General features: G+C 40.9%; 17 protein-coding genes. 2 read left to right on the forward strand and 15 right to left on the reverse strand.

The annotated features are described in order from the left end of the window. Positions 1-148 precede the first annotated feature (148 nt). From IEV18_RS13905 to IEV18_RS13955, 11 genes are all read right to left on the reverse strand, one after another. A complete protein-coding gene (locus IEV18_RS13905) occupies positions 149-1,621 on the reverse strand; it encodes a CoA-acylating methylmalonate-semialdehyde dehydrogenase (RefSeq protein ID WP_308421575.1) in 1,473 nt (490 codons plus the stop codon). Between the two features lie 87 nt (positions 1,622-1,708). Beyond that, complete coding sequence (locus IEV18_RS13910) at positions 1,709-3,136, reverse strand: NAD-dependent succinate-semialdehyde dehydrogenase (RefSeq protein WP_188392995.1); 1,428 nt, start codon at positions 3,134-3,136, stop codon at positions 1,709-1,711. A 20-nt stretch (positions 3,137-3,156) separates the two neighbouring features. Then, positions 3,157-4,719, reverse strand: a complete 1,563-nt coding sequence (locus IEV18_RS13915) for a bifunctional GNAT family N-acetyltransferase/carbon-nitrogen hydrolase family protein (RefSeq protein ID WP_229733662.1) — start codon at positions 4,717-4,719, stop codon at positions 3,157-3,159. Between the two features lie 24 nt (positions 4,720-4,743). Continuing rightward, entirely contained in the window at positions 4,744-5,826 is a 1,083-nt protein-coding gene (locus IEV18_RS13920; protein WP_188392997.1) for a C45 family autoproteolytic acyltransferase/hydrolase, read from the reverse strand. A 28-nt stretch (positions 5,827-5,854) separates the two neighbouring features. Further along, entirely contained in the window at positions 5,855-7,135 is a 1,281-nt protein-coding gene (locus tag IEV18_RS13925) for an NAD(P)/FAD-dependent oxidoreductase (protein ID WP_188392998.1), read from the reverse strand. 25 nt (positions 7,136-7,160) lie between these two features. Beyond that, the gene (locus tag IEV18_RS13930; protein WP_188392999.1) at positions 7,161-8,012 is read right to left on the reverse strand and encodes an ABC transporter permease; all 852 of its coding nucleotides are present in this window, start codon (positions 8,010-8,012) and stop codon (positions 7,161-7,163) included. Positions 8,013-8,015: 3 nt separating this feature from the next. Continuing rightward, the gene (locus IEV18_RS13935; RefSeq protein ID WP_188393000.1) at positions 8,016-8,807 is read right to left on the reverse strand and encodes an ABC transporter permease; all 792 of its coding nucleotides are present in this window, start codon (positions 8,805-8,807) and stop codon (positions 8,016-8,018) included. 80 nt (positions 8,808-8,887) lie between these two features. Further along, entirely contained in the window at positions 8,888-9,946 is a 1,059-nt protein-coding gene (locus IEV18_RS13940; RefSeq protein WP_188393001.1) for an ABC transporter substrate-binding protein, read from the reverse strand. Between the two features lie 93 nt (positions 9,947-10,039). Further along, positions 10,040-11,134, reverse strand: a complete 1,095-nt coding sequence (locus IEV18_RS13945) for an ABC transporter substrate-binding protein (RefSeq protein WP_188393002.1) — start codon at positions 11,132-11,134, stop codon at positions 10,040-10,042. Positions 11,135-11,152: 18 nt separating this feature from the next. Further along, complete coding sequence (locus tag IEV18_RS13950) at positions 11,153-12,220, reverse strand: ABC transporter ATP-binding protein (protein WP_188393003.1); 1,068 nt, start codon at positions 12,218-12,220, stop codon at positions 11,153-11,155. A 188-nt stretch (positions 12,221-12,408) separates the two neighbouring features. Further along, positions 12,409-14,010 carry a PucR family transcriptional regulator gene (locus IEV18_RS13955; RefSeq protein ID WP_188393004.1) on the reverse strand — a complete coding sequence of 534 codons (1,602 nt, stop codon included), beginning with the start codon at positions 14,008-14,010 and terminating at the stop codon, positions 12,409-12,411. 261 nt (positions 14,011-14,271) lie between these two features. On the opposite strand from IEV18_RS13955, the gene IEV18_RS13960 reads away from it, so the two are divergent. Then, positions 14,272-14,568 (forward strand): HesB/YadR/YfhF family protein, encoded by a 297-nt coding sequence (locus IEV18_RS13960; RefSeq protein WP_188393005.1) that lies wholly within the window; start codon positions 14,272-14,274, stop codon positions 14,566-14,568. A 12-nt stretch (positions 14,569-14,580) separates the two neighbouring features. Here the strand turns inward: IEV18_RS13960 and dsdA are convergent, their stop codons facing one another. The 3 genes from dsdA to pruA all read right to left on the reverse strand — a co-directional run bounded on the left by dsdA (position 14,581) and on the right by pruA (position 18,618). Then, positions 14,581-15,921, reverse strand: a complete 1,341-nt coding sequence (dsdA, locus tag IEV18_RS13965; RefSeq protein ID WP_188393006.1) for a D-serine ammonia-lyase — start codon at positions 15,919-15,921, stop codon at positions 14,581-14,583. Positions 15,922-15,985: 64 nt separating this feature from the next. Then, positions 15,986-16,999: a proline dehydrogenase family protein gene (locus IEV18_RS13970; protein WP_188393007.1), complete on the reverse strand. Its 1,014-nt coding sequence runs from the start codon at positions 16,997-16,999 to the stop codon at positions 15,986-15,988. A gap of 71 nt (positions 17,000-17,070) precedes the next feature. Then, positions 17,071-18,618: an L-glutamate gamma-semialdehyde dehydrogenase gene (gene pruA / locus IEV18_RS13975; protein WP_188393008.1), complete on the reverse strand. Its 1,548-nt coding sequence runs from the start codon at positions 18,616-18,618 to the stop codon at positions 17,071-17,073. A 223-nt stretch (positions 18,619-18,841) separates the two neighbouring features. Here pruA and IEV18_RS13980 point away from each other — a divergent pair, with 223 nt between their 5' ends. Further along, a complete protein-coding gene (locus IEV18_RS13980; RefSeq protein WP_188393009.1) occupies positions 18,842-20,206 on the forward strand; it encodes a sigma-54 interaction domain-containing protein in 1,365 nt (454 codons plus the stop codon). 87 nt (positions 20,207-20,293) lie between these two features. Here the strand turns inward: IEV18_RS13980 and IEV18_RS13985 are convergent. After that, a partial coding sequence (locus tag IEV18_RS13985; protein WP_188393010.1) for an IS3 family transposase occupies positions 20,294-20,514 on the reverse strand: 221 nt, incomplete at its 5' end.

Genomic DNA, 20,514 nt, shown 5'->3' on the forward strand with positions numbered 1-20,514 from the left:
TTCCTTCAGACATGACGGTCACCCCCCATGCCCTTGTCTTAAGCTACAGCTACTACTGCCTTCACTGTTCGGGACTTTCACCCTATAGTCTGCACCCATGCCGGGCACACCAAAAAATCAAGCGGAATTTCTTCCGCTTGATTTCATTTTAACTGGAGTACACAAGCCTGGATGTAACCATTTTAATCCGAGTATAAAAATAGACACCGTCTGTCCCATTTACATGTAAATCTCCATAAAAGGATTGCTTCCCTCCGGAAAAGGGGAAAAATGCCATCGGCGCAGGGACTCCGACATTGACACCGAGCATTCCCGGTTCGGCTTCTTCCCGGAATTTGCGAATTGCACCGGCATCATTTGTGTAAATCGTTGCTGAATTACCATATTTCGACAGATTCACGATTTGCAATGCTTCATTTAAATCTTCTGCCCGGTATAGACTTAGTACTGGCGCAAAAATTTCCTCTCTGGCAATGGACATGTCTGGTTTTACCCCGTCGAATACCGTCGGTCCGAGGAAATATCCTTTGCGGAATTCGTCCTTCTGCATTCTCCCGTCGAGGACCAGCTTTGCACCTTCTTCAATGCCCTTTTGAATATATTCGACCGCATTGGCATAGTTTTTTTCCCGGATAACCGGAGTTAATAAGACGTCGTCCTCCATTCCATTCCCCATTTTGATTTGTCGGATTTTTTCTGTAAGCCGATGAACAAAATCATCTGCTTCATCCACCAGCACAACTGCACTGCACGCCATACAGCGCTGACCAGCACTTCCAAAAGCGGAATTGATGATTTGCTGAATCGTTTCGTCATGCTGCGCATCAGGCATCACAATATGATGGTTCTTTGCTCCCGCTAGCGCCTGAACCCGTTTTCCGTTGGCCGCAGCTTTTTCATATACATACTTTGCAACCGGTTCCGAACCGACAAAGGAAATGGCTTTCACATCTTCATGTTCCAGCAGTCCGTTCACTACGTCATGTGCTCCGTGGACAATATTGAAAACCCCCGGCGGAAGGCCAGCTTGTGAAAACAGTTCGGCTAGCCGATTTGCCAAGAGCGGGGTTCGCTCCGACGGTTTTAGGACAAAGGTATTTCCTAAGGCAACTGCTAAAGGAAACATCCAGCACGGAACCATCATTGGAAAATTAAAAGGTGTAATCCCTCCAACTACCCCTAACGGATAGCGGAACAATTGTGAATCTATATCACCGGCAATTTCTGCAAGGTTTTCCCCTTTCATCAAGCTTGGCGCATTACATGCAAATTCCACACATTCAATTCCCCGCAGCACTTCACCGCGGGCTTCTTTCAAGCTTTTGCCGTTTTCCAGCGTAATGAGCTTTGCTAACTCTTCTTTGTGCTTGATTAATAATTGATGAAAATTAAATAATATGCGCGCCCGTTTAGGGACAGGGGTCTTTTTCCATGACATAAATGCTAGTTTTGCAGTCTCAACCGCTTCGTCAACGTCACTGTAAGAAGATATTGGTACACGGCCGATTTTTTCTTCCGTTGCTGGGTTAAACACATCCTGATATTGATTTGTGCTAGCATCCATCCACTGTCCGTTAATAAAATTTTTTAATATTTGGATTTCCTCCACCGATTGTGTCACATTACCCCCCCTGTTTGCTTTAATGACCTGCATTGGCGACCGCTTTCCTTAAGGCAGAAGTATAATGGCTGGGAAACTCTCGTAAAATTATAGTCCACCAATAGAGACGAACTTTTCTTCTACATATTCTAAAATACCGGAACGACCGCCTTCTCTTCCAATTCCGCTTTCCTTATAGCCTCCAAATGGTGCTTGAACGACGATTGGGGCAGGGTCATTGATACCGACAATTCCGTATTCTAATGCTTTCATCATCCGAAACGCTTTGCCCAAATCTTTCGTAAAGCAGTACGCTGCCAATCCATAATTTGTTTGATTTGCCTTTTCAATCACTTCTTCTTCCGATGAAAAGGAAAAGATCGGTGCAACCGGGCCAAACGTTTCCTCTGTCGCAATTTTCATTTCTTCGTTAGCGTAGTTTATAACCGTCGGTTCGTAGAAATATCCGTTTAGCCCCTCCGATTCATAGCGTTTGCCGCCGCAAAGAAGCTTTCCGTTATGGGCAAGTGCATCCTGAACATGGGACTCTACTTTCTTCAATGATTGTTCGCTGATTAACGGGCCGACTTGCACTTCTTCGTTCAATCCGTTTCCAACCCGCAAAGCTTTTGCTTTTGCTGCAAATTTTTCCCCAAATTCTTCAGCAATACTTTCCTCTACATAAATTCGGTTTGTACAAATACACGTCTGTCCGTTATTTACAAATTTTGTCATTACTGCACTATTGACAGCCAAGTCAAGATCTGCGTCGCGGAAAACAATAAATGGTGCGTGACCTCCTAACTCCATAGAAACTTTCTTCACTGTATCGGCAGAATCACGCAGCAGTTTTTTCCCTACCGCTGTTGAACCTGTAAAAGTAAGTTTTCGGACGATTGGACTTTTTGTCAATTCACTTCCAATTTCCTCAGCAGGTCCGATGACTAAATTTACGACTCCAGCAGGCAATCCGGCATCATGGAAGCATTCAAACAGTTTAATGGCAGATAATGGGGTCGCTGGAGCAGGTTTAATTATTACAGTACATCCGGCCGCAATGGCAGGAGAAATCTTCCTCGTAATCATCGATAGCGGAAAGTTCCACGGTGTAATGGCTGCGGTTACACCGACAGGTTCACGCAGAACCATTAAATGTTTATCCTGATGGGAAGCGGGAACTGTCTCGCCGTATACTCTTTTTGCTTCCTCAAGAAACCAATCATTGTAATTGATGGCACTATTTACTTCACGGCGTGCCTCATTAATAGGCTTGCCCATTTCCATCGTAATCGTCTTAGCTAAATCTTCTGCTCTCTCCCGCATTAATTCGCTTACTTTTTTCATATATTGAGCCCGATCAAAAGCAGTAGTATTTTTCCATTCTTGAAAGGCTGCGTCAGCTGCTGCAATCGCTTCCTTTGTTTCTCTGCTGCCGCCGGACGCAACTTGAGCAATCACTTCTCCTGTAGCCGGATTGATTACATCCATCGTTTCGTTTGAGTAAGCATTTCTCCATTCCCCGTTAATATAAAGCATGGTTTTTCCTCCCTTTCGAATTATACTTTGACATCATCCTGTTTCTTTTTCACTGCAAGCAAAAACTTCCTCTGTTTTCTGTCCAATAGCGGTGTGACCGTTCCGACTTTGCGGTTACGGTGTAAAGCTACCAAATCGACATCACCAATCGTGACTGTTTCCGTATTTGCTTCACTTTCTGAAACAATTCCTTTTCCAGGAAAACTAAAGTCTGCCGGTGAGAAAATTGCCGATTGGGCATACTGTCCGTTAAGATGATGTACGTTTGGCAAGTTACCGACTAAGCCGGACAGGACTGTATATACTTGATTTTCCACTGCTCTAGCCTGTGCGCAATAACGTGTCCGCAAATACCCTTGCATATCTTCTGCAGAAAAAGGAGTAAATAGAATTTCTGCTCCTTCATTTACAGCAGTTTCCGCTACATCGGCAAATTGAATATCATAGCCAAGTAATATTGCCACTTTACCGCTGTCCGTATCAAAAACTTTTAATGTTTTGCCCGGCTGGATTCCCCACCATTTTTTTTCATCATTCGTTACATGCAATTTATATTGGGAATCTATTTTTCCATTGCGGTGGAATAAATAGCCGACATTGTATATGTGTCCGTTTTTTACTACGAATTGGGAGCCGGCAACGATATTAACACTATGTCGAATGGCCAAATCGGAAAAGCTTTCGATAAATTGCTCCGTATATTGACTGATCTTTCTTACTTGTTTACTAGGCACCTTTTCATCGATAAAAGACAATAACTGTAATGTAAAGTTTTCGGGAAAGACGACAAAATCGGCTCTTCGCCGGGAACTCATGTCGACAAAAAATTCGCATTGTGTCTTAAAATCGGCAAAGCTTGTCAGTTCTCTCAATTTATACTGGACTGCAGCAATTCGGACTGGTCTGGCGTGCTGATAATAAGTAATATTTTTAGGTACATAATCGACATTTTCCCATTCCATCAATGTTGCATATTTTAACGATTCCGTATCATGTTTTAAATAATCAGGCAGTATCCCTTTCACTTTAAATCCGTTCATTAGCTGGAAAGTAAGAACAGGATCATAAATATTCTTTTTTTGCACCTGTTCTACATATTCATGCACCGACATTTTATCGGCATATTTATGATAATTCGGCAGACGTCCGCCAAAAATAATACTTTTCAGGTTATACCGTTTACAAATTTCCCTTCGCGCTTCATATAACCTTCTTCCAATTTTCATATGCCGGTAGTCGGGATGCACTACAACATCAATGCCGTACAAGTTTTTCCCGTTCGGATTATGGTTCGTAATATAGCCATTTCCGGAAATTTCGTCAATTGTATGCTCTTTGCCGTACTCATCAAAATTAATAATTAAACTGGAACAAGAACCGACAATTTTTCCTTTATACTCGACGCATACTTGACCTTCAGGAAAAATTTCAATATGGCTTAAATATTGTTTTTTCGTAAAAGCGATGGCCGGATTGCCAAATCCGAGCTGAGCCAGTTTTACAATTTCATCCACATCTTCTTTCCGAATATTCCTGACAATTAATTTCTGATCCTCATTAGATAAATCTAATTGAGTCACAATTTCCTCTCCCTTAAAATTTTCATTTTATATGTCCAATTTTATATAATCCCCGTTTCGCGGTTTGCCGACACAAAGAAATGCGTTCCGTTTTGACAGATTCATAATAATTGAGAATACGGTTTCCATTCTTCGGTGCTCCGGTGCTAACGGGTTTTCGTCATGATTAATTCCATTTGGTGCATTAAAGTTGTCCGAAAGCCATTTTTTAAAGGTTTCTTCCGTTATTTCTTCCCCATTGGCTAAGGAAGTCGCAATTAGCTGCTCTGCCCGTTTTTTCCGCAGCATGGAATCTTCGAAGCGAAATTCATTTCTGTCATCCACAAATTTTTTTATTTCATTAGACAGTATATGATTCGTATGCACTAATCTGGAGTCTTCTCCAACGTAATCAATGCCAAAAGGCGATACTTCCAGGTTGACGGCCATCCCTTCCCCATCCGGTTCCGCTTTTCCTATTAGCATGCTGGCAGATGCCGCGACTTGGCCGCCTTTTAATTTGGAAACAGCTTCTGAAAGTGAGAAGGAATTCAGCACACTTCGCAATGCCAGATGAATAGGAACCGCAGATGACTTTTTATCGGTCAGAAGTGCATTGAAACAAAGTCCGACACCTGCATCATTAAAGCCGATTTTCCCGACCATCCCTCCTTCCGTAACGATCGTAACTTTAGGCTTATTTTTTTGTTCAATTTCCAAAAGCAGCAAACTGTTGCTTTGGCTTCCTTTCCAATCCCAATTTTGACCGATTATCACGTCCTGGGAGATTGGCTTACATACCCCAATGGCCGTACAGCCGTCCGTAAACCCTTTTCCGCCATAGTTTGCCAGCGCGATTTCTGTCCTGGCATTCAGCGCAAGTATATCTTCAAAATCTACTCCTGCCCCGTCGGCTACTCCTTCCATTTCTTCGATGAGTTCCGCATCATGTTTTTCGATGGCTTCCACGTGGCGCTTCGCTTCTTCCCGAGCCTTCTCCCACGTCAATTTCTGATAGCCGTAGAACAGCTTTTCATAGGTTTCCAGACTGTTTATCACTTGCTTTTTTCCAATACTTCCATGCTGATAACCGATTTCCTTAGGCGATCCGTTCAGGACATGTTTTTTCACATAACTCTTCCTTTCTGTTGTTGACTGTTTAGGAAATACGATCTTGCAGTTTCTTGTAAAACTTTAATATTCCTACCGCCCTAGCATGCTGGCTGTGGAATGGTATAGGTTTTAGCGATTTTACGATTAACGGGTTATTTATATCAGCCTCCTTTAAGATCATTTGGGCAATGAGTTTTCCGAATAATGATGCCATTGCAGCACCGTGTCCGCCATAACCAAATCCAAAATAGGTGCCATCCTCCAATTGCCCTATATATGGAAGCATACTTTTTGTAAAACCGACTTTCCCTCCCCATTCATAGTCAATTTTGGCATCCTTTAACTGCGGGAAGACTTCGATCATTCCTAGACGCAAGTTATGGAATAAATTTTCCTGATCCCTTTTTGTTGATGCCCTTCCTGAACCGCCGAATGCTAAACGGTTATCTGCCGTTCGGCGGAAATAATATAGAAGCCTTTTCGAATCAGATACTGCCCGGTTTTTCTTTATGACATCTTCCAGCACCTCAGTCGGGAGCGGTTCTGTTGCAATCATAATGCTCTCCACAGGTACGATGGATCGTTTTATCCGGTCATGCAAATCTCCGGAATAAGCGTTAGTGACGATAACAATATCTTCCGCTATGACTCTTCCTTTTTCCGTAAGGACGATCACCTTTCCGCCTGCTTTTCTTTCAATGCGCAACGCTTTAGAATGCTCAAATATTTTCCCTCCCATCTGATGGACTGCATTTCCAAGACCGAGGGCGTAATTTAGCGGATGAAAGTGGGCGCTTTTGGCATCAACGCTCGCTCCATGATAGAAGTTTGTATTCAGCTCTTCCTGTAAATCCTCTTTCTCTACAATGTGCATATGTTCATAATTGAGATATTTTGCCATAAATTCCTGTTCTTTTTTCATCGCTTCCAAATGACTCGGTTTATATGCCGCATACAAGGAACCATTGCGGACAAAGGCACAATCAATCTCATGTTTTTTAATAATGCTCTCAATTAAATCAATAGAATCTAAAGACATTTGCCACATTTGCTTTGCTTCTTCTAATCCTTTTTTCTTCGCCCACTCTTGCATGGATCCGAGATAACCTGTCAGAACTTCTCCGCCGTTCCTGCCGCTTGCTCCGCTTCCAATCCGATTTTGTTCCAAAACAATCGTATTGCAGTTTTTTTCCTGTAAATGGTAGCTCGTTGACAGTCCGGAATACCCTCCCCCAATGATGACAACATCACAAAAGTGTTCTCCTTCCAATTGAGGGAAATCTGTCCGTTTATTTGCTGTTGCTTCCCATAATGATAATTGCTCCAATGCAAACACCTCATTCTCACATCTGTTAAATTAAAAATTTTCGGTCTTTTCCAGAAGTAAATTTCATGAAAATTACGATGGATAAAAGCACTAAAACCATAAGCAAGATGGATAATGCGGAACCAAGCTGCCAGTTCATTTCGATGAGAAATGCATCTTTAATGACATTCCCGACCATGAGCAATTTGCCGCCGGTGAGCAAATCAGTAACGACAAACACACTTACTGCCGGTACGAAAGTAATAATGATTCCTGCAAGGATTCCAGGAAATGTCAGCGGCAATGTGACATATAAAAATGTTTTGACAGGACTTGCGCCTAAATCTTCTGAAGCCTCTAAATAAGATCTATCCAATTGTTCAATCGAAGCATAAATCGGCAAAATCATAAAAGGCAAAAATCCGTAAACGAGACCAATAATGACAGCAAATGGGCTATACATTAAAGATAATGGTTCAGAAATAATGCCTAATTTCATTAACAAATTGTTTATGACACCATGATTGTTTAAAAGAATAATCCATGCATATAGACGGATTAGCAGATTCGTCCAAAAAGGAACCATTACTAGCAAAAGCAAGAGATTTTTCCATTTGCCTGCATGGGCAATATAATAGGCGAATGGATAGGCGATAACGAGACATAAAACCGTAGCGAGCAGGGACCATCCTAATGATTGCCATAACACTTTGGCATAGAGGGAGCTGAAAGCCGCAGTGTATGCTTCTGTACTGAATTCATATAAAATACCGCCGAATCCTGTGTTCGTCGTAAAGCTGATAACCCCGATATATATCACCGGTATTACGAGGAAAAGCAGCAGCCAAATTAAACTGGGCGAAAGCATCGAATAGGCATTTTTAATCATTCGGTCCATCGTTTATTCCTCTCCTTTCTTGTTCGGGCTTATCATTTTTCTGCCGGTGAACAAAACTGCGATGACAATTAGTAAAATCATAATGGTAGATAATGCATTAATTTCCGGCGAAACCCCTAAACGCACCATCGAATAAACTAGCACAGGAAGAGTATTTGATCCTGGTCCGGTTGTAAAAAAGGAAATGACAAACTCATCGATGGAAATCGTAAATGCTAAAAGGGCTCCAGCCAGCACTCCTGGAAAAATTAAAGGAAAGGTAATTCTCCAAAAGGTCTGCCATTCGTTTGCCCCTAAATCCTTTGCTGCTTCTTCAAGGGAATCATCCAGTCCTGCAAGCCTTGCCAGAACAACGAACATGACAAAAGAAATGGAAATCGCCACATGCCCTGGAATAGCTGTAATCAGTCCAAGGGTCATATCCAAAAATCCATAAATTGCCAGCAAAGCTACGGCGACAACGATGTCCGGTATAACAACAGGAATATAAAAGAGAAAATCAATTGCTTTTTTTCCCGGAAAATTATAGCGGTGAAAGACAAGCGCTGCCATCGTTCCAAGAATAGTTGCCAAAACCGTCGTAATAACAGCAATGTACAAACTGTTTTGTAAAGCACCAAACATTTGTGTATTAGAAAACAATTTGACGTACCAGTCAAAGGTAAACCCGGTCCACACCGTTCCGATTTTGGAATCGTTAAACGAGAACATCATGAGGATGATGATCGGTACATAGAAAAATGCAAAGATTAGTAGACTATAACCAAATAAAATTCGCTTTGTTCTTTGTCGCATTGTAACCCCACCTTAAAAAGAGTGTGGCAAGAATAAAAGAGATATTGTAAACATATCCCTTTTATCCCATTGCCACGTTTTTATTCTACTTTCACTTCCTTCATTAAGTTGTTCATCATATTCAATTCATCCGCCTCTAAATATTTAAAGTAAACCGCATTATCCGGTATTTCCGGGTAAGAGGCCGGATTATTCCGTTCTTCCTCTGACATTAATTCTTTAGCTGCTCCATTTGGATTGCTGCCCGGGGAATAATCAGTAATTGCCTTAGATACTTCCGGACGCAGCAAGTAGTTTATAAATACCTCGGCAGTATATTTATTTTTCGATGTTTTTGGAATGGCCATATTATCCATCCACAGTATTCCGCCCTCTTCCGGGAGAAAATATTCGATATTTGGATTTTCTTTCATCGCCATTCCTGCCTGTGTTGAATACACCTGGCCAATCCACGCCTCTTCGTTGATATAATGAGCAGCAACACTTGCTTTATAGGCTAAAACATTCGGATGAAGCTCTTCTAACTTCGTTTTTACTTCCGCAATTTGTTCTTCCGTGTACTCGTTAATATCGTACCCTAAGAGCTGCAATCCCATGGAAACGGTTTCCCTTGGGGTTTCCTGAACAGTTATTTTGCCGGCATAATCCGGATTCCATAAATCTTCCCAGCTCGTTGGAGGTTCAGTCACCTTTTCTTTGTTGTACATCATCCCAATACTTCCATAAACAAACGGGACAGAGTATTTATTCTCTGGATCAAAGGAACGGTTTTGGAATGGTTCTTCGATATTTTCAAAGTTTGGTATGTTATCTAAATCCAGTTCCAGCAATAAACCTTGCTCCGCCATCCATTCAACAAAGTAATCCGTCGGGAAGATAACATCATATGCTACCGTTCCGCTATTTACTTTTGTCAGCATTTCTTGATTGGAAGAAAAGGTGCTGTAAACTACTTCTACACCAAACTCTTCTTCAAAATCATCTATTACTTCCTGGGGAATATAGTCCGCCCAATTAAATACGAAAAGCTGGTCGGCCAATTCCTGTTCCGCGGAATCTGCCTGTTCATTGCTGCTGCTGCATGCTGCCAATAGTAAAGCAATTAAAACGATGAAAAGAAAAGTTGTAATTTTTTTCATCCTATTCCTCCATTAGAGCTTTATTTGTATTGCAACTTATTGCTTCCAAAACTGTTTCATATTTACTAAGTCCTGTTGAAGTACGACTATTTTCTATTCCATTTTTGCTTCTTGGAATAAACGGTTCATAATTTCTGTTCGTTTTTCATCCAGCGGTTCAGTCCATACCGCCTTTTCAATATCTTCTTCCGGTAAATTTAATCCAGGACTGTTTTTCAAATCTTCGTCAAGCAATTCCACTGCTTTTGTGTTCGGATTTCCATATGGATAGTCTTCTGTTAACAATTTGCTCACTTCCGGACGGAGCATATAATCGATAAACACTTCCGCAGTATACTTGTTTTGGGCATTAGCCGGAATAACCATCACATCCATCCAGACAATGCCCCCCTCTTCCGGAAGAACAAAATCGACATGTTCATTCTCCTGATAGGCGACGGCACTTGCGCCTGAATACGCATATGCAATCCATGCTTCCCCAGATACAAGCTGTGCTTCCGGTGTGGAATCAAAAGCTAGCAGATTCGGGACAAGCTCTTTTAATTTTTCTCCTGCTTGTTCTAATTCTTCCTCTGTCGGGTCATTCGGATCAAAGCCTAAAGTCTGGTTTAGCATGTTGAATACTTCTTTCGGCTCTTCCATGACAATTACTTTGCCTTCATATTCCGGATTCCATAAATCTTCCCAGCTTGTCGGCGGATTCGGGATTACTTCTTTGTTATAAGCGATGCCGTCATACCCAAATGCATACGGAACTGTATATTTATTTTCTGGGTCAAACGGCATGTTTTTCCATACGTCGTCAATGTTTTCATAGTTTGGGATGTTGTCGTAATTGATTTCTTGTATCAGGCCTTCTTCAAGGAGCAACCGGGCGTAGAAATCGGAAGGGACGACTAAATCATAGCTTACGGTTCCGCTGGATAACTTGGCTAACATTTCCTGGTTCGAATTGTATGTGTCGTATATGATTTCTACTCCAAATTCTTCTTCAAAGTTATTTAGTATTTCCTGTGGCAAATATTCGCTCCAGTTAAAAATGTACAATTGATCAGACAGTTCCTGATCACCGCCTTCAGCCGATTCGCTTGTTTCCGAATCTGATGACTCAGAATTGCCATCACTGCTGCAAGCAGCTAATAGTGCGAAGATAAAAGGAATGATTAATAAACTTATCCATCTTTTCATCGCTCTGTCCTCCTATCGTTATTGTTTTAACACAACCGAATTATCTGGATTCCAGCTGACAAAAACTTCTGTGTCTAACGCCAAATCTTCTACATCGCTTGCACTTTGCTGTACTTTCACTTCATTTCCATTGCCGACATCAATAATCCACTTCACTAAAGACCCGATGTATACTTTTTCTTTGACCCTCCCTTTTAATGAAATTTTTCCTTCTTGCTGAACAGTATGTAAGTGTATTTTTTCGGGACGTACAGAAATAAACATTTTTTCTCCTGTCTGATAATTGTTGTTTGGCACATATACTTCTTGGCTGCCAAACTCTAGTGCGGCATAATTTTCTTTTATTTCTGTAACATTCCCGCCGATAATATTTGTTTCGCCGATAAAATCGGCAACAAATCGAGTTTGAGGTTTTTCGTAAATTTCGTATGGTGTTCCCGCCTGTTCAATTTTTCCTGCATTCATTACTACGATCCGGTCCGACATTGTAAGCGCTTCCTCCTGATCGTGAGTAACATAGATAAATGTAATATTCAATTCCTGCTGCAAATGCTTTAGCTCCAATTGCATTTGTTTTCGCAATTTCAAATCTAATGCCCCAAGCGGTTCATCAAGCAATAAAACCGACGGATTATTCACAATAGCCCTGGCGATAGCAACCCTTTGCTGCTGTCCGCCGCTCAATTGTTTCGGTTTGCGTTTTCCGAAATCTGCCAGCTGTACCATCTTCAAAACTTTGTTTACTCTTTCTTCGATTTCTTCCTTTTTCACTTTTTTCATTTTCAGACCAAAGGCAATGTTATCAAATACCGTCATATGCGGAAACAGGGAATAACTTTGAAAGACAGTATTTACTTCCCGGTGATAAGGTTCAATATTGTCCATCTTTTTCCCGTTAATATAAATGGATCCTGAAGTCGGTTTTTCAAACCCGGCAATCATACGCAACGTTGTCGTTTTTCCGCACCCAGAAGGTCCGAGCAATGTAAGAAACTCTCCAGATTTAATATTTAAACTTACATTTTCGACCGCATAGGATTCGTCAAATTTTTTTGATACGTTATCGAGCTGTACCATCGTTTCCACGAATGCTTCCCCCTTTATTCTGCATATGGCACCTAAAGATTAAATGAACATTTCCATTTATTTTAGTTTTCAAAATATTTTAGTTAGGTAAATCGTACCAAAGAATAGCTTTTTCAACACTAGACAGATTGTAAAAATTCTCCGGTCCAAATTTTAACGTTTGTTTGTGGCAAGAATTTCTATAGATTTTATGTTTGGGCTGATATTTTTTTTCGCAAAAATTGATGGGCATAGAGAGCAAATTCAATCGCCAGCCGCTTTTCGGATTCCATAAAATCTTCTCCAAGCAATTCCTTAATTTTTTCGATTCGGTGATATAACGTCTGGCGAACAATAAATAATCGTTCTGCTGCATCTTTTTTTGAACCGTTGACTTCCAGCAGCACGGATAATGTTCTGAGCAGATCCCCATTTCTTTCCTGATCAAACTGAATCACAGGCCCCAGATAAGTATCTACCAGTTCCTGCAGCTCATTTTGCCTGTCCAATTGCAAAATAATTTGGTACACGTACAAATCATCGTAAAAATAACATTGGGAAAGATTCATTTTCTTTTGCAAATATATTGTTTTCTTCGCCTGTTCATAGCTTTCATTGAGTTTTTCCAGCGGAAGCAGCTTGCCGGCCGCAAAGCGAAACGGGTTATTTAAGTACTTCTTTAATTGTTTATTTTCATAGATTTGCGCCAATGCTTGTTTTAGACGATTCCTGTAGTCATGCTCCTTCTCCCGATTGAGAAGAACGAAGATAAGATAAGAACGTTTATAAGATGTCAGAGGAAAAAAACCATGCTGCATGAAAATATTTTGGAATAAGGTAGAGTAATAGGTAAGATCAAGGTCCCTGTCGGAAGAATCGATCTCACAAAGGCATGTCAGGCTTTTATCCGCCATTATTTTGGCGTCCAATTCATTCAAAAATTGGACAATCGTTTCTTTGCTATGCTCACCCCTTAGCCAGGCAAGAATCCAATCGTTTTCTTTCTGTCTTTTCTTTTCTTCGGTATATAGAAGGCGCATTCGATCTAATGACAGAGCGGTTGCAGCTCTTTCCAAAACTAAGTAGTCGAAATCTGTTAAAACCTTTTCGGACATGATAATTAAATCTCCAAATTTTCTTCCCATCGCCTGAACTGGTTTGGAAGCACTAGTCGCACTGGAGTTGATAATCAGGTTTGGCTGAGCAGCTTTTATTTTTTCCATATAATCCTTTTGCAGTTTCGGGTCGATATTGGGATAGAATTCTATCTTCCCGTCTACCGAATGATAGGCAACTTGTACGCGCAAATACTGATGAATTAAGCGGAGAATCCTGCGAAAACTGTTGGCAGCAAGAAGCAAGTGATTGAACTGGTTGGATGCAGATTCTAAGCGAAGCATTAAATCGTATTGATTTTGAATCGATAACCGGTGCAAATCTTGAGTAATATCGATAAACCTAACTTTTTCTTTAAAAATAATAATAGGAAATTGGTGTTTGTCGGCAAAGCGGATTAATTCCTCCGGCAAGTGATTAACATATGTTCCCAGCTCCAGACATAGTCCGGATACATCTTTCTCTACCATTTGCTCCAATAAAGATAGTGCCAGCCGGGGATTATTTTTCCAGCCGATGCCCGTAGACAATATTAATTCATTTCCATTTAATAAATGGCCAATCTCTGTTACTTCCATAATATGAACCCAGCGGACCGGCCGGGATAACCCGTCATGACCGGCTATCACTTCCGCCCCTTGAAAAACTGGCCGCTTTAACACCTCTTTAATTGTTAATGGAAAAGTATTGTTCATTTCCTGCCTCCCTGCTAAATCGGTTTACTTTTTTCTAAATTTTACTTTTTTCTTAATTTAGATTATATACTTAATATTCAAGATGTAAATAGGGTGATTTTGCTTGTTTGACATTATGTTTTCGGAGGAAGGATTAATGCATAAATTTTTTGCAGATTTAAAAACTAACTGAAGGACTAAAAAACAAAGTTACAGGATTCTTCGCCATTTTATGGTAAACTATTGTTGTATTGGCAGGAAGGGAGGCTTCAAGAAATCCAAATGAAGATAACGATATCGGAAGAAGCAAATCGCTGGTTTATCGAAGAAATGGGGCTGGAAAAGGGAGACAAAGTCCGGTTTTTCGGGAAATTGTACGGCAAAACAGATGTACATGATAATTTTTCTGTTGGCATGCGCCTTGACGAACCTGAAGATATACTGACACAAATTGAATTAGATGGCATTACATACTTCATCGACAAACGAGATGAATGGTTTTTCAGCGGATATGATTTTGAAATTACATATGACAAAGAGAATGATGATGTCATTTATCGTTTTGTCGCATCAAATTAAAAAACCACCCTTTTAACGGGTGGTTTTCGCTCTGTCACCGTTTTTTCCCTTCTCATAAAAAGCTTTTCTTTCTCTTTCCGGTACGAGACTTCCGCCGGTAGACCAAACGATGTGGGTGACATTTTTCGGATTTATATTATTCTTCTCCATATAATTCGTTTGTTGTATTTTTAACGGTCCAATTAATCCGGCCGTTGCTGACGGCTCAACAAAAGTTTGTTCCGCATCTGCTAAAAGAGCCAGCAATTGGAAAAGCAGCCTATCTTCAATTGTATATATGCCGCTGATTAATTGCTCGCTAAAACTGCTGGCAAAGGAAGATGGGCGGCCAACTGCCAGTCCGTCTGCTTCCGTTAAATTATCAATGCCAAAATCCTGGACGGACACCTTCTCCTTTTCCCCCGTCAATAAACCGATCAGCACAGCAGGAGAATGGGTCGGTTCAACAAAAAAGCAGTGAACGGCATCACCAAATATTTGTTTCATGCCGAAGGTAATACCTCCCGGTGCACCGCCAACGCCGCAAGGGAGATAGAGAAAGAGCGGATGTTCTTCACTCACCTGTGTCCCTTGCTCTTCCAGCTGTTTTTTTAGGCGAAAGGCTGCAGTGCTATATCCTAAAAATAGATGTTTTGAGTTTTCATCGTCGACGAAATACCCGTTTGGATTTGCTTTTGTCTCTTTTCGTCCAGCAGCGATTGCCTCACTAAAATCTCCATCAAATTCATGTACAATGGCACCTTTTTCCCGGAGCAAGTCCTTTTTCCATCGTTTTGCGTCTTGGGACATATAAACTGAAACATTGAATCCTAGTTTAGCACTTAATATGCCGATACTTAATCCTAAATTCCCGGTCGAACCAACCCCGATTGAATAGGATTGGAAAAAGGAGCGATATTCTCCCTTTGCAAGTTTTTCATAATCAGCCGGGGAATTTAGTAATCCCGCTTCTTGCAGCAAATTTTCCGCATGATGCAGCACTTCGTAAAATCCGCCTCTTGCTTTAATGGAACCGGCAATTGGCAGTTCATGATCACACTTCAAATATAGATTTCCTTCAATTTCTTTGGAAAACTTGTTTTCTAGAGCGTGTTTCATTTGAGCGATTGAACGCAACGGAGACTCGATGATTCCATCCGTATTTTTCATTTCCGCAAATGCCAGCCGGAAAAAGGGAATAAAGCGTTGCCATCTTGCTTCCGCTTCTTTCATATCTTGCAATTGTAACGATAAATTCGCAGAAGCGATATTCCTTTTATTGGGATTCAGCCATGTAACTGGCTGTAAATCGGTGATTTTCTCCAATATCGGAAACTTCGTTAAAAAATTTGCTTTCTCCTTTTCGGATAACATAGTTCCCCTCCTTTCTATCCAGTATAGCCCAATTCAAAGGAAGGGAAAACGTATTAACGTTCGCTTAAGAAGCTTTTTCCCATTTCTTTTTGCGGGACAGATATAATAATCCGATGGACATAATGGCTAATGCAGCAACCGGTTTCCTTTTCACCTTGCCTTTATCATCATAGAGCATATCTTTCCATATGAGCTGAAGGTTTTGCGGCCGTTCTGCCAGTCTCCGCATATAATAGCCAAACCAATCCTGGCCAAAAGGGATGTACGTACAAAAGGCATACCCTTCTTCTTTTAGTGCATACTGCATCTCCTGCCGGAATCCATATAACATTTGAAATTCAAAGGTATCTTTCTTAATATTATTTTCTTCAACAAATTGTTTTAATTCGTTTATAATGTGATGGTCGTGGGTGGCAATGGAGGTAAAGGCTTTTCCATCTAATAGGCGTTGTTTAGCCAATTTCAGGAAATTGGCGTCAATCTCTTTTTTAGATTGATAGGCAACGTCATCGTTTTCTTTATATGCCCCTTTCACAATTCGCAATCTGACATCCTTCAGCTGTTCCATATCATCTGCTGTCCGGTACAGGTAACTCTGCACAACCGTTCCTACTAAATCCGATTCCTTTCTTAATTCAAATAAAATGTTGAACGTGTCCTCTAAATGACTATAGTCTTCCATATCAATATTGACAAAGATTCCGTATTCCTTGGCCCGTTCAACAATTTCCTTCATATTTTCCAGACAAAAATCAAAATCAATATCCAATCCAAGCTGGGTCAATTTTACGGACAGGTGGGAATCTAAATTTTCATTATGCATGACATCCAGCATTTCAAGAACCTTTTCTTTAGCCAAAGTCGCTTCCTTTTTTTCATTCACAAATTCGCCAAGATGGTCAAGGGTAACGTGAATCCCCTTTTCATTTAACTTCTTGATTACCGGTACAACTTCCCGGATGGTTGTTCCCGCAACAAACTTCTCCGCCCCTAAGCGAAATCCCCATTTTTTGGCACTTTCATTTAAAAATTTATTTTGTGACAAATAGATAAAAAAATCTCTCGTCCAATTTGACATCGTGCATCCTCCCTCTCTATGAAGCAACATAAGAAAAAGAGCGCGGCAACAAAAGCTGCTGCCGCAAAACATTAAAATCTTTCTGAAACGACCTTTGCTTCCATGAAATGCTGCAAGTAATCTGGTCCTCCTGCTTTCGAATCGGTTCCCGACATTTTGAAGCCGCCAAACGGCTGGTAGCCGACGATCGCAGCAGTACAGCCGCGGTTAAAGTATAAATTTCCAACGTGGAATTCATAGCGGGCCCGTTCCAAATGCTCCCGATTATTGGAAATCACCGCTCCGGTTAACCCGTATTCGGTGTTGTTGGCAATTTCTAACAGCTCGTCAAAATTTCGGGCTTTTGTAAAGGCAACGACCGGTCCAAATATTTCTTCCTGCATAATTCTTGCTTTCGGATCCACATCTTTAAAAATAGTAGGATGGACAAAATACCCTTTCGAATCATCGGTCTCGCCGCCGTAAACGAGCTTCCCTTCTTCTTTGCCGATTTCAATGTAATGCTTAATCTTATCGAATTGTTTCTGATTAATGACAGCACCCATATAAACGTTTTTCTCTGCCGGATTGCCTACTGTTAATGTTTTCGTTAATTCAACCGTTTTCTCTAACACTTCGTCGTAAACATCTTCATGGACGACTGCCCGGGAACAGGCAGAACATTTTTGTCCGGAAAAACCAAAGGCAGAGTGAACGATAGATTCTGCAGCTAAGTCCAAATCAGCATCTTTGTCGACAATGATTGTATCTTTTCCGCCCATTTCTGCCACGACCCGCTTCAGATGCTGCTGTCCAGGGTGCACTTTTGCGGCCCGTTCATAAATTCTTACTCCTGTATTGCGGGAGCCAGTAAAATTAATGAAACGCGTTTCGATATGATCAACGAGATAATCCCCGATTTCTTCCGGGTCTCCCGGAACAAATTGCACAACGCCTTTCGGCAATCCTGCTTCTTCCAATAACTCAATAATCTTATAGGCAATCACCGGAGTATTTTCCGATGGTTTAAGCAGAACCGGGTTTCCAGCTACAACTGGAGCAACGGTCGTGCCGAGAACAATTGCAAACGCAAAGTTCCATGGCGGAATTACCACTCCAGGGCCAAGCGGCTGATAGAAATAATGATTATGTTCATGTGCACGGTCATTTACTTTTTTCCCTTTTGCCAGCTCAAGTATTTGCCGACCGTAATATTCTAAAAAGTCAATGCCCTCAGCAGTATCTCCATCGGCCTGATCCCATGGTTTTCCGGCGTCATACACAAGCCAGGCAGAAATTTCATGTTTCCGTTTCCTTGCAATGTTTGCTGCTTTAAATAATACATTTGCCCGGGCTTCGGGAGAGAATTTCTTCCATGTCTCAAATGCCTCCAAAGCACCTTTCATTGCCTCGTCAACATGTTCCTTAGTCGCCTTGGAAACGGTTCCAACAACTTGCTCCTTATTTGCCGGGTTGACGGAAATAAGCTTATCCTCGGTGTAAATCCGTTTTCCATTTATAACTAACGGGTAATCTTTTCCTAATTCCTTCTCTACTTTTTCAAGTGCTGCTTGAAAATCCTTGACATTTTCTTCTTTCGAAAAATCAGTGAATGGCTCATGGGTAAAAGGCAATACCATAAAAACACTCTCCTTTTCTCTAAATCTATAATTGTTCATAATTAATATTGCAAAATTTGTGCCAACATCTTGGAACAGTTCATTACAATGGAAAAACATGGACTTTGATTGACGAAAATTGATATTGCTCAGCATTCCTTTTACAATATTGTTAATTTTGTTTACATTTTATGTAAACGGTTGTAAAATATATTTACACTTAAACAAATAGGGGGGAGGAAAGTTGGCCAATTCCCTTTATTTAGAAGCATTGCTTGCCGCGGAAGACGATGCCATTACGATTGTAAATAAAGATATGGAAGTGCTTTACTGGAATGAAGCGGCAGTAAATACGTATCAAATCGAGAAAGAAGAAATCCTTCACCAAAAAATCGATCATTTTTTCCATCATGACGATTTAATGGTTCGCAAAGTCCTCAAAACGAAGGAACCGGTCAAGAATAAATACCACCGTCCCCGCAAAGATAAACATGTAGTCATTAACGCTGCACCTGTCTTCGATCATAAGGGAGACGTAATCGGTGCCGTGTCGATTGAAAGGGACATTTCCCAAATCGTAAAACTGAATGACCATTTAGTCTCTACCTCTGCCGAACTGCAGCAGCTAAGACAACAAATAAATACGCAAAATGAAGAATCCCCGTTTTCCAAACTGAAAGGCTCTAGCCATGCTCTACAACAAACGGTTCACATTGCCCGGAAAGCTGCCAAAACTGATGCTACTGTATTAATTCTCGGAGAGAGCGGAACGGGTAAAGAAATATGCGCGCGGGCTATTCACGAGGCGAGCCCTCGAAACAAGAAGCCTTTTATTCCGATCAATTGCGGTGCTATTCCGAGTGCACTATTTGAAAGCGAATTATTCGGTTATGAAGGCGGCGCATTTACCGGCGCAGAAAAAAAGGGAAAAGCTGGGAAAATTGAAATCGCTGACGGGGGAACTATTTTCTTGGATGAAGTCGGAGAACTGCCGCTGGATATGCAAGTAAAATTGCTGCGGGTATTGCAGGAAAAAGTAATTTACCGCATTGGCGGTACAAAAGGAAGGAAAGTAGACGTCCGTTTTATTGCGGCAACTAATCAAAATTTACATCAGTTAATGAAAGAGAAAAAGTTTCGGTCCGACTTATATTATCGCCTGAATGTCATTCAAATTACGATGCCTCCTTTGAGGGAAAGAATTATCGATATTCAAGAGCTAGTACCGTATTTCCTGAAACAGTTTTCGGAAAAATATGAAACTCCTGTTCCAAAAATTGATGAAGAAGCTCTATCCCTCTTGTTCCATTATGATTGGCCGGGTAACGTTCGGGAGCTAAGAAATATAATGGAAAGAATGGTTATTTTAGCAGAGGATGCGGTGATTCAGAGAGAACATCTTGAGAAACTATTCCATCATACTTCTCAAATCCAATTGCCAATCCATGAAAATAAAATGTTAAAGTTGAAAAAAGGAAACTTGGAAAAACAGTTAATCTTAGAAACGTTGGAACAAAACAACGGGAATAAATCAGCCACCGCCAAAAAGCTGGGAATCTCCCGGGTTACCTTATATAAACGTTTAAAAAAATACGGACTGATGGAATAACAAAGTTTTTTCCGTATTATCAAATAAAAACGCCACTACATTGTTTGAACTGCGCCCTGTCAAGTAGACAGTGAAAAAACAAAAAATCTATGCGACAGCCTGGTGCCGATATTCTAACGGTGCTAGGCTGTTTAGTTTCTCTTGGTATCGTTCTTTGTTATAAAATGTTATATATTTATCAATATCTTCCTTTAATTCCTCAAACGACTTATACTGCTTTAGGTTGTAACATTCACATTTAAAATGACCGAAAAAGCTCTCAATCGGAGCATTGTCAATACAGTTACCGACTCGAGACATACTACGCG

The organism is Compostibacillus humi, assembly GCF_014637175.1.
GTDB lineage: Bacteria > Bacillota > Bacilli > Bacillales > Amphibacillaceae > Oceanobacillus > Oceanobacillus humi.

Coding starts and splice junctions, on each gene's coding strand:
- IEV18_RS13910 (WP_188392995.1), bottom strand. CDS start 3,136: ATGCTTTATATTAACGGGGAATGGAGAAATGCTTACTCAAACGAAACG.
- IEV18_RS13930 (WP_188392999.1), bottom strand. CDS start 8,012: ATGGACCGAATGATTAAAAATGCCTATTCGATGCTTTCGCCCAGTTTA.
- IEV18_RS13935 (WP_188393000.1), bottom strand. CDS start 8,807: ATGCGACAAAGAACAAAGCGAATTTTATTTGGTTATAGTCTACTAATC.
- IEV18_RS13940 (WP_188393001.1), bottom strand. CDS start 9,946: ATGAAAAAAATTACAACTTTTCTTTTCATCGTTTTAATTGCTTTACTA.
- IEV18_RS13945 (WP_188393002.1), bottom strand. CDS start 11,134: ATGAAAAGATGGATAAGTTTATTAATCATTCCTTTTATCTTCGCACTA.
- IEV18_RS13955 (WP_188393004.1), bottom strand. CDS start 14,010: ATGAACAATACTTTTCCATTAACAATTAAAGAGGTGTTAAAGCGGCCA.
- IEV18_RS13960 (WP_188393005.1), top strand. CDS start 14,272: ATGAAGATAACGATATCGGAAGAAGCAAATCGCTGGTTTATCGAAGAA.
- dsdA (WP_188393006.1), bottom strand. CDS start 15,921: ATGTTATCCGAAAAGGAGAAAGCAAATTTTTTAACGAAGTTTCCGATA.
- IEV18_RS13970 (WP_188393007.1), bottom strand. CDS start 16,999: ATGTCAAATTGGACGAGAGATTTTTTTATCTATTTGTCACAAAATAAA.
- pruA (WP_188393008.1), bottom strand. CDS start 18,618: ATGGTATTGCCTTTTACCCATGAGCCATTCACTGATTTTTCGAAAGAA.